Genomic DNA, 13,877 nt, shown 5'->3' with positions numbered 1-13,877 from the left:
CCTAAGGTCGCTCGTCGCCCCCTTCTCCTCCTCCATCGGGGGAGGAGAGCGGGCCCCACCTCGATGAATGCCGACTGAATCCTACTCGTCGAAGCCGATGAACACGGCGGCTTCCGACACCGACTTGCGCTCGGACACCACCGCGTTGGCCGGGAAGGTCTCGTCCGGCCAGCCCATGGCGATGGCCTTCATGATGACCTGGTCGTCCGGGATGCCGGCGTGCTCGCGCACCACCGGGGACTGCATGATCCCCTGGCTGTTGATCACGCAGCCCAGGCCCCGCGACCAGGCGGCGTTGACCAGGCAGTTGGTCACCGCGCCGCAATCGAACGGGGTGTCGTCGCTGCCGGCCAGCACCCGGTCGTAGGTGATGATCACGCAGACCGGCGCGTCGAACTGCCGGAAGCCCCGCAGCACCCAGTCCTGCCGGGCCGCCGCGTCCTCGCGCGCGATGCCCATGGCCGCGAAGAGCTGCTTGGCCACGGCGATCTGGCGCTCGCGGTGCACGCCGGCGAAGGCCTCGCCGGTGCGGAACTCGCGCGAGTGCGGGATTCCGGCCAGGTTGCGCTCGGTGTTGCCCGCCCGGATGCGGTCCAGCGGCGCGCCGGTCAGGACGTGGAAATGCCACGGCTGGGTGTTCATGGAGGAGGGGGCTCGCATGGCGAGCGTGAGGATCTCCTCGATCAGCTTGCGCGGCACGGGGTCGGGCTTGTAGCCGCGGATGCTGCGGCGGCCGAGGATGACGTCGTCGAATTCCATGAAAGGATACCTACGGGCCTTTCCGCCACGGCATGGAACCGCCTTCGCGAGGGGTTACGCCGCCGCGGCCGAAGGCCTACCTTGGGCCATGGCCGTCGCGTTCACCCGGGAAGAAGACTACGAGGCCCAGGCCGCCGACCTGCCGGACCGGCCGATCTCGCCGCACCCGAACCTCGTCACCGCCGAAGGCCTCGCGGCCATCGACCGCGAGCTGGCCGCCGCGCGGGCCGCCTATGCCGCGGCCCAGGCCCAGGGCGGCGTCAGCTCGGACCGGACGGCCATGGCGCGGGCGACGCGGGACCTCCGCTACTGGTCCGCCCGCCGCGCCAACGCCCAGCTCACCGAGCCCGACGGGCCGCCCGACCGGGCGGTGTTCGGCCGGGTCGTCGAGATCGAGCGCGAGGACGGCCGGCGCCAGGCGTTCCGCATCGTCGGCGAGGACGAGGCCGATCCGGCCCACGGCAGCGTCTCCTACGTCTCCCCCCTGGCCCGTGCGGTCCTGGGCAAGTCCGTGGGCGACGTGGCGCTCGTCCACGGCGCCGAGGTCGAGATCGTGGCGGTCAGGATCTGACGGCGGGCTGCCATGACCGGCCGGGCCGTTTTTGCGCTATGGTGGGCCCCTGCTCGAGAGGAGCCCGCCCATGAAGCTCTCCGAAGACGACCGCGAGCGGCTTGCGCTGCACACCGCGTTCGCCGTCCACCAGATCGCCCGCTGGATCGCCACCCGAAGGGACGTGCCGCCCGACATCCGCGAGCGCCTGCGCGGCCACATCTCGGCGATCGAGGGCGTCCTCGTCACCAACGGCCACGACTGGATCAAGGACGAGATCGAGGCCACCGAGCAGGCCCTGGGCTGATCCCCTGATCGTCATCCCCGGGCTTGTCCCGGGGATCCAGACGCGCCGACCTCCCGGAGCGAGCTGGGGCCTGGGCCGCGCGCGCCCGGCGCAGCCCCGCGTATCTGGGTGGCCGGCACAACGCCGGCCATGACGTTCAAGGATGGCCTACCTGACGAAGCTCGCCCCGTTGGCGTCCAGCACCGCGCCGGTCATCGAGGCCGGGGCCTCCAGCGCCAGATAGGCGGCGATGCTCGCGATCTCGTCGGGCATGGCCACCCGTCCCAGCGGGATGTCGGCCAAGAGCTTGTCGCCGCCGCGGCTCGCCAGGTACTCGTCGGCCATCCCCGTCATCACGAAGCCGGGACAGACGGCGAAGGCCAGGATCTCCTCGCGGGCGAAGCCCCGGGCGATGGACTTGGTCATGCCCACCATGCCGGCCTTCGACGCCGCATAGTGCCAGTGGGCGGGGGAGTCCCCGCGATAGGCCGCGCGGCTGGCGATGTTGACGATCCGGCCGCCGCGTCCCTGCTCGCGGAAATGCAGCACCGCGCGCCGGCAGAGGTCGGCCGAGGCCTGCAGGTTGATCTGCATCGTCCGGCCCCAGGCGGCCTGCCATTCGTCGGCCGGCGCATCGACCGCCACCGCCTCGAAGACGCCGGCGTTGTTGACCAGCACGTCGATCCGCCCGTCCAGGGCCGCCAGCGCCCTGTCCCACAGGGCATCGGCCGCGCCGGCCTTCGAGAGGTCGGCGCCGATCACGCCCGCGCCATCGTTGCGGCCGTGGCCCACCACCCGCGCGCCCTTGGCCTCCAGCGCCGGGACGATGGCCGCCCCGATGCCGCGGGTGGAGCCGGTGACGAGGATGTGCGGGACGCTCACTCCCCGACCCCCAGCACCTTCTTCAGGAACAGCAGCTCGGTGGCGCGCACGGCCTCCTGGTTGGCCTTCTTGTAGATGCCGTGGCCCTCGTCCTTGGCCAGCACGTACCAGACCTCGGTGCCCTGGGCGCGCAGGGTGGCCACCATCTGCTCGGACTCGCTGCGCGGAACGCGCGGGTCGTTGGCGCCCTGGAAGACCATCATCGGCTTCTTCATCTTCGCGCTCATCTTCACCGGCGCGATCCTGTCGAACACCGCCCGCATCTTGGGGTCGCGCTCGTCGCCGTACTCGGCCCGGCGCAGGTCGCGGCGGTAGCCTTCGGTGTTCTTCAGGAACGTCACCCAGTCCGAGATGCCGTAGAGGTCGATCGCGCCCGCGATGCGCTCGTTGTAGTGGCCGGCCACGGCCAGCACCATGTAGCCGCCGTAGGACTGGCCCACCACCGCCACGCGGCTGGCGTCCAGGTCCGGCTGCCTGGCCACCCAGTCCAGCAGGGCGCCGATGTCCTTCACCGAGTCCTCGCGCTTCTCGGCGTTGTCGAGCGACAGGTAGGTCTTGCCATAGCCGGACGAGCCGCGGACGTTCGGGATGATCACCGCCGCCCCCAGTTCGTTCACCCACGACTGCCGGCGCGGGTTGAAGCTGGGCTGCTCCTGGCCCTCCGGCCCGCCGTGGATCTGGATCACCACGGGCAACTTGCCGCCGGCCGGCGCGGTCTTCGGCCGATAGATGAAGGCGGGGATCGTCCGCTTGTCGAAGGTCGGGTAGCGGAACAGGGTCGGCTCCACCAGCCTGGCGGGGTCGAGGCCGCCCAGCTCGCTCTCGGTCCAGCGGGTGAGCGTCCCGCCCTTCACGTCATAGCTCCAGGCGTCGCCGGCGGCGGTCGAGGTCGAGAGGCTGAAGCCCAGCTTAGATCCGTCCGGCGAGAACTTCAGGCCCGAGCTCAGCACGCCCATCGGCAGCTCCGGCCCCTTCAGCAGCTTGCCGCTGGCCACGTCGCGCAGGACGATCCGCGAATAGCCCTCCTCGTTGACCGCGTAGGCGATCGTCGTGCCGTCCGGCGAGAGGTCGAAGTCCTCCGCGCCCCACGTCGCGCCAGGATCAAGGTCGCGGACCTTGCCCGAAGCGAGGTCGATGACCACCGGCCGCGTCACCTCCGAGCCGTCGTCCGACAGCGTCAGCACGGCCTTGCCGCCGTCCACGAACCCTCCGCCGACATAGGCGATCTTGCGGCCCTGCGGTCCCAGGGCGGAAAGGTCGCCCGTCCGGGCGTCCAGCACGAACATCTCCACCTGCGCCGCCGAGACGTAGCGGGCGACCAGCAGGCGCTGGCCGTCGGCCGAGATGTCCAGTGGTCCGATGGCGCCCGTTCCCTCGTGGATCACCCGGCGGCTCGCCGGGTTCGCCGGGTCGGCCATGACGATGTCGTAGTTGGGATCGCCCGGGGTCACCTGGCTCCAGGCGACCAGCGTCCCGTCCTTGGAGAAGACGGCGCCCTGGTTGCGGGTATCGGGCGCCGAGAGCTGGATCTCGTGGCCCGCTAGGTCGCGCAGGTAGAGCTGGTAGTACTCCGCCCCACCTACGTCGCGCGGATAGGCGAAGGTCGCCGTTCCGGGGCGGGCCTTGGCCGAGCTGATGGGTTCGCCGAAGAAGGTGAGCTGGGTCCGCGCTGCGCCGGGCGCCGCCACCCGGTGTATCTGGCTGGTCTCGCCGAACCGCGTGGCGATCAGCATCGAGCCGTCCGGCAGCCAGTCCTCGAACACCGCCGAGCGGGCGTTGTAGTAGGGGGCGATGGCCGCCTGCAGCGAAGGCGGCGTCGCGGGAACGCCCTGGTAGACGATCTGCCCGGCCTCGCGGGTCTCGACCTGGGGCTCCACCTGCGCTACGGCCCCGCCTGCCAGCACCAGGCTCATGGCCGCGCCGGCCAGCAACACGCGCACAGTCATCCGAACACCCCCAAATCGAACCAGGGCCGCGACCTGACCGCGACCGGAACCTCGCGTCAATCCGGGGGCGTGCTAGCGTGTCGCAAAACGGGGAGTCGGGGGGCAAGCCACATGGAACCGCGTCACATCCTGGCCAGGATCGTGCTGGCCGCCGCCATCGCCGGCGGGATCGGCTACGTCTTCACCTGGGACCAACCGCTCGCTCAATGGGCGCACGTGGCGGTGAAGGGCTCGGGCGTCGGCCTGCTCGCCCTCTACGCCGCCCTTTTGGCCAAGGACCGGGACGGCTGGCTGATCGCCCTCGTGCTGGCCCTGGGCGCGCTCGGCGACGTCCTGCTGGACGCCGTGGGCCTCCAGGTCGGCGCCGTGTCGTTCCTGGCCGGCCACCTCGTGGCCATCGGGCTCTATCTGAAGAACGCCCGCGCCCCGCTCACCGTCGTCCGGGCGGCCGGCGCCCTGGTGTTTACGGGCCTCGTCGTGGCGCTCGCCTGGAGCCTGCCGGACGACCGCGCCGCCGCGCCGGGCATCGCCCTCTACACCACCGGCCTGTCGCTGATGGCCGCCGCCGCCTGGCTCAGCCGCTTCCCGCGCGTGCTGACCGGCCTGGGCGCCCTGATGTTCCTGGTCTCGGACCTGCTGATCTTCGCCAGGCTCGGGCCGCTGGCCGGCAGCGAACTGGCGGGCTTCGGGGTCTGGGCCCTCTACTTCACCGGCCAGTTGATGATCTGCCTGGGCGTCACCCGCACCCTGGCCGAAGCCGGGCGGCGGACGGCCTGAGCCGCCCGCCGCCCCCGTCCTAGAAGCTCAGCCGGACGCCGACCCGCATCACGCGGCCCAGCACGTCGTAGAGCGAGCGGTTGGTCTGCACATAGCCCACCGTGTTCTCGGCCCCCAGGTTGGCCGGGTTCGCCGTGAGCGGCGGGTCGGTGTTGAACAGATTGCGGATCGAGACATAGACCTCGCCCTGGGTCGGGCCGGCCTCGAAGGCGTAGTTGGCCGACAGGTCGAAGAAGACCTCGCCCTTGATGTCGTTGTCGTTGATCGTGAAGTAGGGCGAGACGCTGGCGGGGCAGCCGCTCGTGCACTCGGTGTAGGCGTTGCTGATCACGCCGTCGCTGACGCCCCGGGCCACCAGGGTGAAGGTCCAGGGATCGACCTTGTAGGTGGCGCTCAGGCGGTAGATCCAGTCCGGCGTGGAGCTCGTGTTCGCGCCCGCCAGGTCGATGGCGGTGACGCCGTCGTCGGTGACGTTCTCGATGTAGTGGGTGGCCTGGGCCCGAAGGGTCAGGTCGCCCGAGAGCGGCGCGTAGAGGTCGGCCAGGGCGACGCGGTAGCTGGCCTCCACGTCCAGGCCCTTGGCCGTCATGCTGTTCAGGTTGTCGTAGTAGAGGTTGATCGTGTTCAGCACCCCGTTCACGTACACGAGGTCGTCGCAGTAGCTCTGCACCTTGTTGATGAAGCAGTAGTCCGCCACGTTCTGGGCCGTGACGAAGCTGATCACCCCGTCCACCTTGATGTCGTAGTAGTCCACCGAGGCGGCGAAGCCCGGCAGGAAGCTCGGCTTGACCACCACGCCCAGGCCCCAGCTGTCGGCCACTTCCGGCTTGACGGTCGGGTTGCCCTGCAGGTTCTGCACGAACGGCGTCGAGACGCCGTTGATGTTCACCGAGTTCGAGCGCGCCGTGCCGCTGTCGTAGAGCTCGCTCATGTTGGCCGCCCGGATGTCGCGCGACCGGGTCCCGCGGAACATCACGTCGGGGATCGGCGAATAGGTGAGGCCGGCCTTCCAGGTCTTCACCGTGCCCGAGGTCGAGTAGTCGGTGATGCGGGCCGCGCCGTTGAAGTCCAGGCCCTTGTACAGCGGCAGCAGGATCTCGGCGTAGGCCTCCTTCACGTTGTACTTGCCCTCGGTGACCTTGTAGTTGCCGTACTTCCAGCCGGACTTGAATTCCTCGGCCACCGAGCCGTCCATCTGCTCCTTGCGGTACTCGGCGCCGACGGCCAGCGAGATCGGCCCGGCCCAGCCCTGGACGCTGTTGGTGCGGAAGTTCACCGCCGCCACGTCCTGCTTGAAGCTCTGTTCGCGCAGCGGCTCGCCCAGCACGTAATCCAGGGCCGCCTGGCTCGCCACGCCCACGCCGAAGCGGTTCAGCGGCACGCAGCCGTTGGTCGGGTCGGTCAGGGTCGAGCGGCAGACGATCTGGCCGTTGGCCGGGTTCACCACCGCGTCGGTGGCCAGCGCCAGGCGGGCGTTGTTCCAGGTGGGGGTGAGCTGCTCGTCGGTCTCGGTGACGCCGTGCTGGTAGTAGGCGTCCCAGTCCACGGCCAGGCCCACGGCCTCGAAGTCGCCGTTGGCGCCGACCACATAGCGCTCGGTCTTCCGCTCGTTGTGGCTGCCCGAGGCGGGCATGTCGGCGTTGCTGGTCCCCATCGTGAACGAGGTCAGGCCCAGGGTCGCCATCTGCGAGCGGATGGAGGCCGGCAGGAAGGCGTTGTCCGAGCGGATGACGATGCCCGTCTGGGTCGGGTTGATGTAGTAGGAGAGGCCCTCGTACTTGGCCCACGAGGCCTGGGCGAAGACCGACAGGTTGTCGGCGACCTCGTAGCTGACCCGCCCGAACAGGCTGTCGCGGTCCTCGTCGGGCGCCAGGCTGTTGGTGCCCAGCATGCCCGAGGAGGCGTATTCCCAGTCGCCGCCGATCATCCACTGGCCGGTGACCGTGCCATAGGCGAGCTGGTTCACCGACCCGTTGACCCCGAAGTAGGTGCCCTTCAGCGGGCCGGCGGTGATCAGGCCGCCCGGCGTGTAGGCGGAGATGCCGACGTTGTCCGAGACGATGTAGTACGGCGCGCCGGCCGAGGTGTCGGGATTGCGGACTGCGAAGTGGCCCTTCTTGTTCCAGTCGCGCGCGGTGTAGTGGATGCCGTCCTGGCGCACCCGCTCGGCGCTGAACAGGGCGTGGCCCTTGCCGCCGGCGAACGGCTTGCCGATCGTCAGGTTGGCCTTCCAGTTGTCGTTGTCGCCGTAGGTGGTCTCGCCGTACTCGGCGCTGGCTTTGACGCCGGTGTATTCCTTGTCGAGGATGAAGTTCACCACGCCGCCGATGGCGTCCGAGCCGTAGGCCGAGGAGGCGCCGCCGGTCACGACCTCGACGCGGCTGATCAGCGACTGCGGGAAGGTGTTGGTGTCCACCAGGCCCGTGGCCGCCGAGACCACCGAGCGCTGGCCGTCGAACAGCACCAGCGTTCGGCCGGTGCCCAGGGCCCGCAGGTTGATGGCGCTGATCCCGGCCACGCCATTGCTGAGGCCCCCCGAGCTGTTGGCAGCCGTGGAGCTGCCCGCCACCGAGGGCAGGGTGTTCACGAAGTCGGCGATGTTGGCCGCCGCGGCGGCCTTGATCTCCTCGGTGCCCATGACGTTCACCGGCGTCGGCGCGTCGTAGCCGTCGCGGGCCACGCGCGAGCCGGTGACGATCAGCTCCTCGAGGTTGCTCTCGCCAACGGGCGCGGCGGCGGCGGCCGTGGTCTCGGCGGACTGGGCGAAGGCTGCGCCGCACGAGACGGCGAGGGCGGCGGCGCTGGCCGTGGCCAGGGCCCATCGGCGGGCGTGGGGCCGGGCGGACAGGTTCAGGCGCCGGCCAAGCGAAGCAGTCATGATGATCCCCTTTGTTGTTCTTGGATTGAGCAGGCACGCAGAAGCCGTCGGCGCGGCCCGGCGGGCGCGCGGCTCCGGCCGCGGGAGGCGGCCGGTCGTCGACCTCTGTTTCGGAAGCGCCGGAACCGCGGCCTGCAGCGCGCGCCGTCCCGGAACGCCTCGTGGCACTGACCCCGGGGCGGACCGTTCGGCCTCGCCGGGCTCACCCTAGTCGGCGCATCCCCCCATCGGCCGCTCTTGGCGGCGGCCGTAATCGTTCCCCTACGCGGGCCTTGGCGTGGCGTTCTCCGCAGAACTGCCGCAGCTTCGCCCCGCAACTCCCGTGTAGAAATCTAACAGTCGATCAATTTTTCTCCACGGAGGATTTCGAAATTTACTCTTCTTCGCCTATGATGCTGAGCAACTGTGCATGAATCGGGCCTGGCATGTCGAAAACTGAACCACTCGACCTGGACGACATCGACTATCGTATCCTTCGGGAACTCTCGGCCGACGGCCGCGCCTCGGACGTTTTCCTCGGCGAGAAGATCAACCTCTCCAGCACCGCCGTGGCCCGCCGGCGCCGCAGCCTGGAGGAGCGCGGCGCGGTCCTCAGCTACTCGGCCAACCTCAACCTGCCCCGGCTGGGCTTCGGCGTGGTGGTCTTCGTGGCGATCGAGCTCAGCTCCCAGGCGGAAAACGCCCTCGTCGAGTTCGAGCGCGAGGTCGTGAAGTGTCCGTCGATCTCCTATTGCGGCTTCGTCTCGGGCGACACGGACTTCCTGATCATGCTGAACGTGGAGTCCTTCGAGGATTACGACCGGGTCTATCGGCGCGAGCTGTCGACCCTGCCGCACGTGGCCCGCATCCGCTCCAGCTTCGTCCTGCGGGAGGTGACGCGGAGGAGCACGCCGCCGGTCGTCTTCCTGGACAAGGAGGGCTGACGACCGGCGGCGCGGAAAAGACCTACCTGGCGGCGCCGGGATAGGGGACGCCGAGCTGGTCCAGGTAGGTCTTGTACTTCTTCGGCTGGTAGTAGAACGGCTCCATCTTCGGCCGCATCTGGCTCATGATCTCGCTGTTCAGCCAGATCGCGGGCTTGTCCTCGGGCCGCAGGACCGGGTCGTACTTCTGGTCCTTGAGCTGGACGTTCTGGAAGTAGTCCTTGGCGTCGGCCACCAGCTTGGGCGTGGTGGCGATGTCCAGCACCGTCAGCGCCACCGCCTTGGCCCCCACCATGACGCCCTTGTGGGCGATGGGCGTCGCCATGGCCATGGCCGAGGTCACGTTGTGGCCGATGGCGCCGGGCACGTTCGAGGGATAGCGGATGGTGATGGTGGGGACCGTCCACATGATGTCGCCGATGTCGTCCGAGCCGCCGCCGAAGCCCGAGCGGTCGTCCGGCGTGGTCAGCTTGCCGACCTCGGTCGGCAGCGGGTCGCCCTTCAGCTTGTTGGTGGTCTGCACCGCCTTGGCGAACGCCTTGTCGGCCTCGGACCACTCGGGCATGCCCACGCGCTTGATGTTGGCGTAGGCGGCCTCGGCCAGCGGCTTGTTGCCGTAGTTGGGCGCGGCGTAGCCCAGCACCCGGTGCTCGACCGTGGTGTCGGTGGCCATGGCCGCGGCTTCCGAGATCTTGTTTCCGAGCTCATAGAGGTCTCGGATCGACTTGAAGTTCTGCTCGCGGAAGTAATACCAGACCGTCGCCGTGCCCGGCACGATGTTGGGCTGGCCCCCGCCGTTGGTGATCACGTAGTGCGACCGCTGGGTCAGCGGCAGGTGCTCGCGGCGCATGTTCCACGCCATGTTCATGACCTCGACGCCGTCCAGGGCCGAGCGGCCGTCCCAGGGCTGGCCGGCGGCGTGCGCCGTCTTGCCCTTGAAGGTGTATTCCACCGAGACCATGCCGTTGTTGCCGGCCGGGCCCCAGCCCGTCGAGAAGTCGCGGCTGACGTGGGCGAAGATCGAGGCGTCCACGTCCTTGAACAGACCGTCGCGGACGTAGAAGGCCTTGGTGGCCAGGAGCTCCTCGGCCACGCCCGGCCACAGCATCAGCCGGCCGGGAATCTTGTTCTTCTCCATGACGTCCTTCGCCGCCAGCGCGGCGACGATCATCATGGGCATACCCGAGTTGTGGCCCTCGCCGTGGCCCGGCGCGCCCTCGACCATCGGGGTGATCTCGGGTTTCCCCGGGTATTGCGACAGACCCAGCAGGCCGTCGATGTCGCTGCCCAGCGCGATCAGCGGGCCGCCCGAGCCCCAGGTCGCCGTCCAGGCGGTCGGGATGCCCGCGACGCCGCGCTGGATCTTGAACCCGTTCTTCTCGAGAATGCCGGTCAGGTACTCGCTGGTCTTGAATTCCTGGAAGCCCGGCTCGGCGAAGCTGAAGACGGAGTCGACCATCTCCTGGGCGAGCTTGGCGTTGGCGTCGACCTTGGCGACGGCGGCCTCCCGCATGGCCTCGGTGGGCTCGGCGTGAGCGATCGCCGGGAGGGCGATCGCGGCGGTCAGCAGAAGCGCCTTCAGCGTTCGGCTGCGCCCGATCCGGGCGTCCATTGAGGTCTTGTCGAAGAAAATCGAACTCATTCCCCCATCCCCTGCACATTTCAGAACATGACGGTCATTCAGGTGCGGAAAACGCACACCGGCAACCCGCCAACCCCGCGAACCGCCGTCGGACCCGTTCTTTGACCGGTCCGCAAGCTTGCAGCGCAGATTCGCGGCGTCCGGCGCCTGTTTGCTGATCGGTCCGGGCGGCGCGGGCGCCCGCCAGGGGCGCGGCCCGCAGGGGTTCGCGTCAGGCGTGCGTAGCGCGGGCCGCGGCCGCGAGCCCGGCGACCAGCCGGTTGAGGTTCGCCACGTTCTCCCGCCGGGCCTCGGGCCAGGGGGAGGCGCGGAGCATCTCGCGGGTCAGGTGGAGGCCGCCCGCGGGAGCGCGCGCCACCCAGCCCTTGTCCAGCAGCAGCGCCACGTGCCGGCGCACCGTCTCCCTGGGCAGGCCCACCCGCTCGGCGAGCAGCGACGCCGCCACCGGGCGGCGCAGGTCGTCCCGCACCAGGTCCTCCGTCTCGGCGAACTCGGTGTAGGTGTCGTCCAGGTGGTCGGTGGTGATCCGGATGATGTGGATCAGCAGGACGCCGACCGTGGGGTCCTCGATATGCCGCGAGAGGGATTCGAGCTGCCTCAGGCAATAGGCGACGGCCAGCCGGGCGGCCGGCCGGGGCGGGGCGGCGTCGGGCGCGGCCTCGCCGGGGGGCAGGCGCAGCACGCCCAGGGCCGACAGGCCGACCAGCAGCATCTTCGTCTGCTGGGCCAGGGAGAAGGCCGTCATCCGGTCGCGTTCCGAACCGAGGTGGCCGGGCGGCAGGACGAGGCCGCGCTCCTCCACCGCGCAGGCGCCGTCCGCGCGCAGCGCCAGGGTGCGGCGGCGCACGGTCTCGAATGGCATCCGCAGGCTGCCCGCCAGCGCGTTCACGCTGATCGGCCGGACCAGTTCCACCGGCGGCGGCTGATCGAAGCCGGCGAACCGCGCCTGCAGCTCGGGCTCCCGGTCCAGGTGCTCGAGGTTGGCGTGGCCGATCGCCATGAGGATCAGCCCGTCAACCAGGTTGCGGCCGTCGCAGGCGATCCTCAGGCAGTTCAGGAAGAACTGCATGCCCAGGCGTCCGGCCACGCGGACCGCCACCGTCTCGGGAATGGGCCCCGGCGTTGCTTCGGAGGTCATGCCCGCAGTGAATCCGCGGCCGCTCGGGGCGCAAGTGGAAACCGTGCGGGGAAGGGGACCCCTGACGGATGTCAATGCCCGGACCGCGGCCCTCGGGTTCCTGATCCTGATGTCGGACCGTTCCGAGAGCGACGCCGTCCGCACGGACAAGGCGGCGGGTCCCGTCGCGTGCGCGCCGGGCCCGAAGCCGTCGTCTCCAGGGTCGGCGTCTCCCGCACCGTTCTCCCTCACGCCGGTGTTCACGGGCTGGCGGAAGGCCGTCAACCTGGCCGGCATCGTGCTGTGGGCGGCGGCCATGGCCTGGTTCTGGGTCTGGTGGCTGGAGCCCGCCCATTTCGTCACGCCGGTCCGCTACGCCCTGGCCACCCTGAGCGTCCTCTGGGTCACCTCGATCCCGGCCTACTTCATCTTCATCTTCGCCGGCGCGCGGATTCCGAGGCGCGGGCCCACCGCCCTGCCGCCCGGTCGGGTCGCCGCCGTCGTCACCAAGGCCCCGTCCGAACCCTTCGAGATCGTCCGCCGGACCCTGGAGGCGGCGCTGGCCCAACAGGGATGCGATCACGACACCTGGCTGGCCGACGAGGACCCGGCTCCCGAGACCCTGGCCTGGTGCCGCGACCGCGGCGTCATGGTCTCCACCCGCAAGGGTGTCGAGGGCTACCACCGGGATGAATGGCCCCGCCGCAAGCGCTGCAAGGAGGGCAACCTCGCCTACTTCTACGACCGCTACGGCTACGACCGGTACGACTTCGTCGCCCAGTTCGACTGCGACCACGTGCCCGAGCCAGACTACCTCGCCCACATGCTGGCGCCGTTCGCCGACCCCGCCGTGGGCTATGTGTCGGCCCCCAGCATCTGCGACGCCAACGCCGCCGAAAGCTGGTCGGCGAGGGGCCGGCTCTACGTCGAGGCCTCCATGCACGGCGCCCTGCAGGCCGGCTACAACAACGGCTGGGCGCCGCTGTGCATCGGCTCCCACTACACGGTCCGCACCGCCGCCCTGAAGGCCGTCGGCGGATTGGGCCCCGAGCTGGCCGAGGACCATTCGACGACCCTGATCTTCAACGCCGAGGGCTGGAGGGGCGTCCACGCCATCGACGCCATCGCCCACGGGCGGGGGCCCGACACCTTCACCGACCTGATCGTCCAGGAGTTCCAGTGGTCGCGCAGCCTGGTGACCCTCCTCCTGCGGTACTCGCCCGCCTATGTGCCGAAACTGCCCTGGCGGCTGCGCTTCCAGTTCCTGTTTTCCCAGCTCTGGTACCCGGCCTACGCCTCGGTCATGGCCTTGGGCTTCATCACCCCGATGATCGCCCTGCTGACGAGGTCCCGCTTCCTGGACATGACCTTCGCCGACTATGTGGTCCACGCCTTCCCCCTGTCGGCGCTCATGCTGGTCCTGGCCTATTGGTGGCGGTCCACGGGCCTCTTCCGGCCGGCCGACGCCAAGATTCTGAGCTGGGAGGGGATGGCCTTCCTGTTCCTGCGCTGGCCATGGTCGCTGTTCGGCTCGCTGACCGCCGTCTGGGACCGGCTGACCGGCGCCCACGTCGATTTCCGGATCACCCCGAAGGGCGAGGGGGGCGCGAGCGCCATCCCGTTCCGGGTGCTGGCGCCCTACCTCGCGCTCGGGCTCGGCGCGGCCGCCTGCGTGTGGCTGGTGCGGGAGCCTGGCACGGCGGCGGGCTTCTATGTCTTCAACCTGATCACCGCCGCCTGCAGCGGGGCCGCGGTCCTGATGATCCTCGCGCTCCACGCCCGCGAGAACCGTCGCCCGGTCTTCACCTGGGATCGCGCGGGGGCGGCGAGCGCGCTGTCGCTGGCGGCGATCGCGGCCCTGACCGTCCTGGGCGCCCGCGAGCACGGCGCCCGGGGGCTCGCGGCCATGAACACCGGCGTCACCGCCTTCACCCTCACCGAGACGGTTTACACGCCGTCCGGCGCCGGCAAGCCCTACGCCATTTCCTATCGCATCCGGCCCCGATGGCATGGTTTCGGCGATCAGGCCGCCCCGCCGCCCGTGCAACGCGCTAGGGGCGGGGAGGCGTCGTAAGCAGTCGGCGTCAACTTCCAGGTGTGGGAGCGCACGCGGCTGC

General features: G+C 69.9%; 11 protein-coding genes. 5 read left to right on the top strand and 6 right to left on the bottom strand.

The genetic code is table 11. From position 1 onward, the window contains the following. Positions 1-81: 81 nt before the first annotated feature. Entirely contained in the window at positions 82-759 is a 678-nt protein-coding gene (locus ACK4TT_RS00210) for a nitroreductase (protein WP_410212087.1), read from the bottom strand. 88 nt (positions 760-847) lie between these two features. Between ACK4TT_RS00210 and greA the strand changes: the two genes are divergently transcribed. Both greA and ACK4TT_RS00200 read left to right on the top strand, forming a co-directional pair. Beyond that, a complete protein-coding gene (gene greA, locus ACK4TT_RS00205) occupies positions 848-1,330 on the top strand; it encodes a transcription elongation factor GreA (RefSeq protein ID WP_409635954.1) in 483 nt (160 codons plus the stop codon). 70 nt (positions 1,331-1,400) lie between these two features. After that, positions 1,401-1,616, top strand: coding sequence for a hypothetical protein (locus ACK4TT_RS00200; RefSeq protein WP_409635957.1), 216 nt, complete (start codon positions 1,401-1,403; stop codon positions 1,614-1,616). Positions 1,617-1,763: 147 nt separating this feature from the next. Here the strand turns inward: ACK4TT_RS00200 and ACK4TT_RS00195 are convergent, their stop codons facing one another. Further along, positions 1,764-2,477, bottom strand: coding sequence for an SDR family NAD(P)-dependent oxidoreductase (locus tag ACK4TT_RS00195; RefSeq protein ID WP_409635960.1), 714 nt, complete (start codon positions 2,475-2,477; stop codon positions 1,764-1,766). Continuing rightward, positions 2,474-4,423, bottom strand: a complete 1,950-nt coding sequence (locus ACK4TT_RS00190; RefSeq protein ID WP_410212086.1) for an alpha/beta fold hydrolase — start codon at positions 4,421-4,423, stop codon at positions 2,474-2,476. Before ACK4TT_RS00190 ends, ACK4TT_RS00195 begins: the two co-directional genes overlap by 4 nt. Positions 4,424-4,534: 111 nt before the next feature. On the opposite strand from ACK4TT_RS00190, the gene ACK4TT_RS00185 reads away from it, so the two are divergent. After that, a complete protein-coding gene (locus ACK4TT_RS00185) occupies positions 4,535-5,200 on the top strand; it encodes a lysoplasmalogenase family protein (protein ID WP_409635965.1) in 666 nt (221 codons plus the stop codon). Between the two features lie 19 nt (positions 5,201-5,219). Here the strand turns inward: ACK4TT_RS00185 and ACK4TT_RS00180 are convergent, their stop codons facing one another. Next, the gene (locus tag ACK4TT_RS00180) at positions 5,220-8,078 is read right to left on the bottom strand and encodes a TonB-dependent receptor plug domain-containing protein (RefSeq protein ID WP_409635968.1); all 2,859 of its coding nucleotides are present in this window, start codon (positions 8,076-8,078) and stop codon (positions 5,220-5,222) included. A 425-nt stretch (positions 8,079-8,503) separates the two neighbouring features. On the opposite strand from ACK4TT_RS00180, the gene ACK4TT_RS00175 reads away from it, so the two are divergent. Next, positions 8,504-9,001 carry an Lrp/AsnC family transcriptional regulator gene (locus tag ACK4TT_RS00175; RefSeq protein WP_409635971.1) on the top strand — a complete coding sequence of 166 codons (498 nt, stop codon included), beginning with the start codon at positions 8,504-8,506 and terminating at the stop codon, positions 8,999-9,001. Positions 9,002-9,023: 22 nt separating this feature from the next. Here ACK4TT_RS00175 and ACK4TT_RS00170 read toward each other — a convergent pair whose 3' ends face one another. Next, on the bottom strand, positions 9,024-10,643 hold the full coding sequence (locus ACK4TT_RS00170) for an amidohydrolase (protein WP_409635974.1): 1,620 nt from the start codon (positions 10,641-10,643) through the stop codon (positions 9,024-9,026). A 211-nt stretch (positions 10,644-10,854) separates the two neighbouring features. Further along, positions 10,855-11,781: a hypothetical protein gene (locus ACK4TT_RS00165; RefSeq protein WP_409635977.1), complete on the bottom strand. Its 927-nt coding sequence runs from the start codon at positions 11,779-11,781 to the stop codon at positions 10,855-10,857. Between the two features lie 109 nt (positions 11,782-11,890). Here ACK4TT_RS00165 and ACK4TT_RS00160 point away from each other — a divergent pair, with 109 nt between their 5' ends. Further along, positions 11,891-13,834 (top strand): glycosyltransferase, encoded by a 1,944-nt coding sequence (locus ACK4TT_RS00160; RefSeq protein WP_410212085.1) that lies wholly within the window; start codon positions 11,891-11,893, stop codon positions 13,832-13,834. Positions 13,835-13,877 lie beyond the last annotated feature (43 nt).

Source organism: Phenylobacterium sp. (assembly GCF_046463815.1).
Classification (GTDB): domain Bacteria; phylum Pseudomonadota; class Alphaproteobacteria; order Caulobacterales; family Caulobacteraceae; genus Phenylobacterium.
This window is presented reverse-complemented; position numbering and strand designations above follow the sequence as displayed.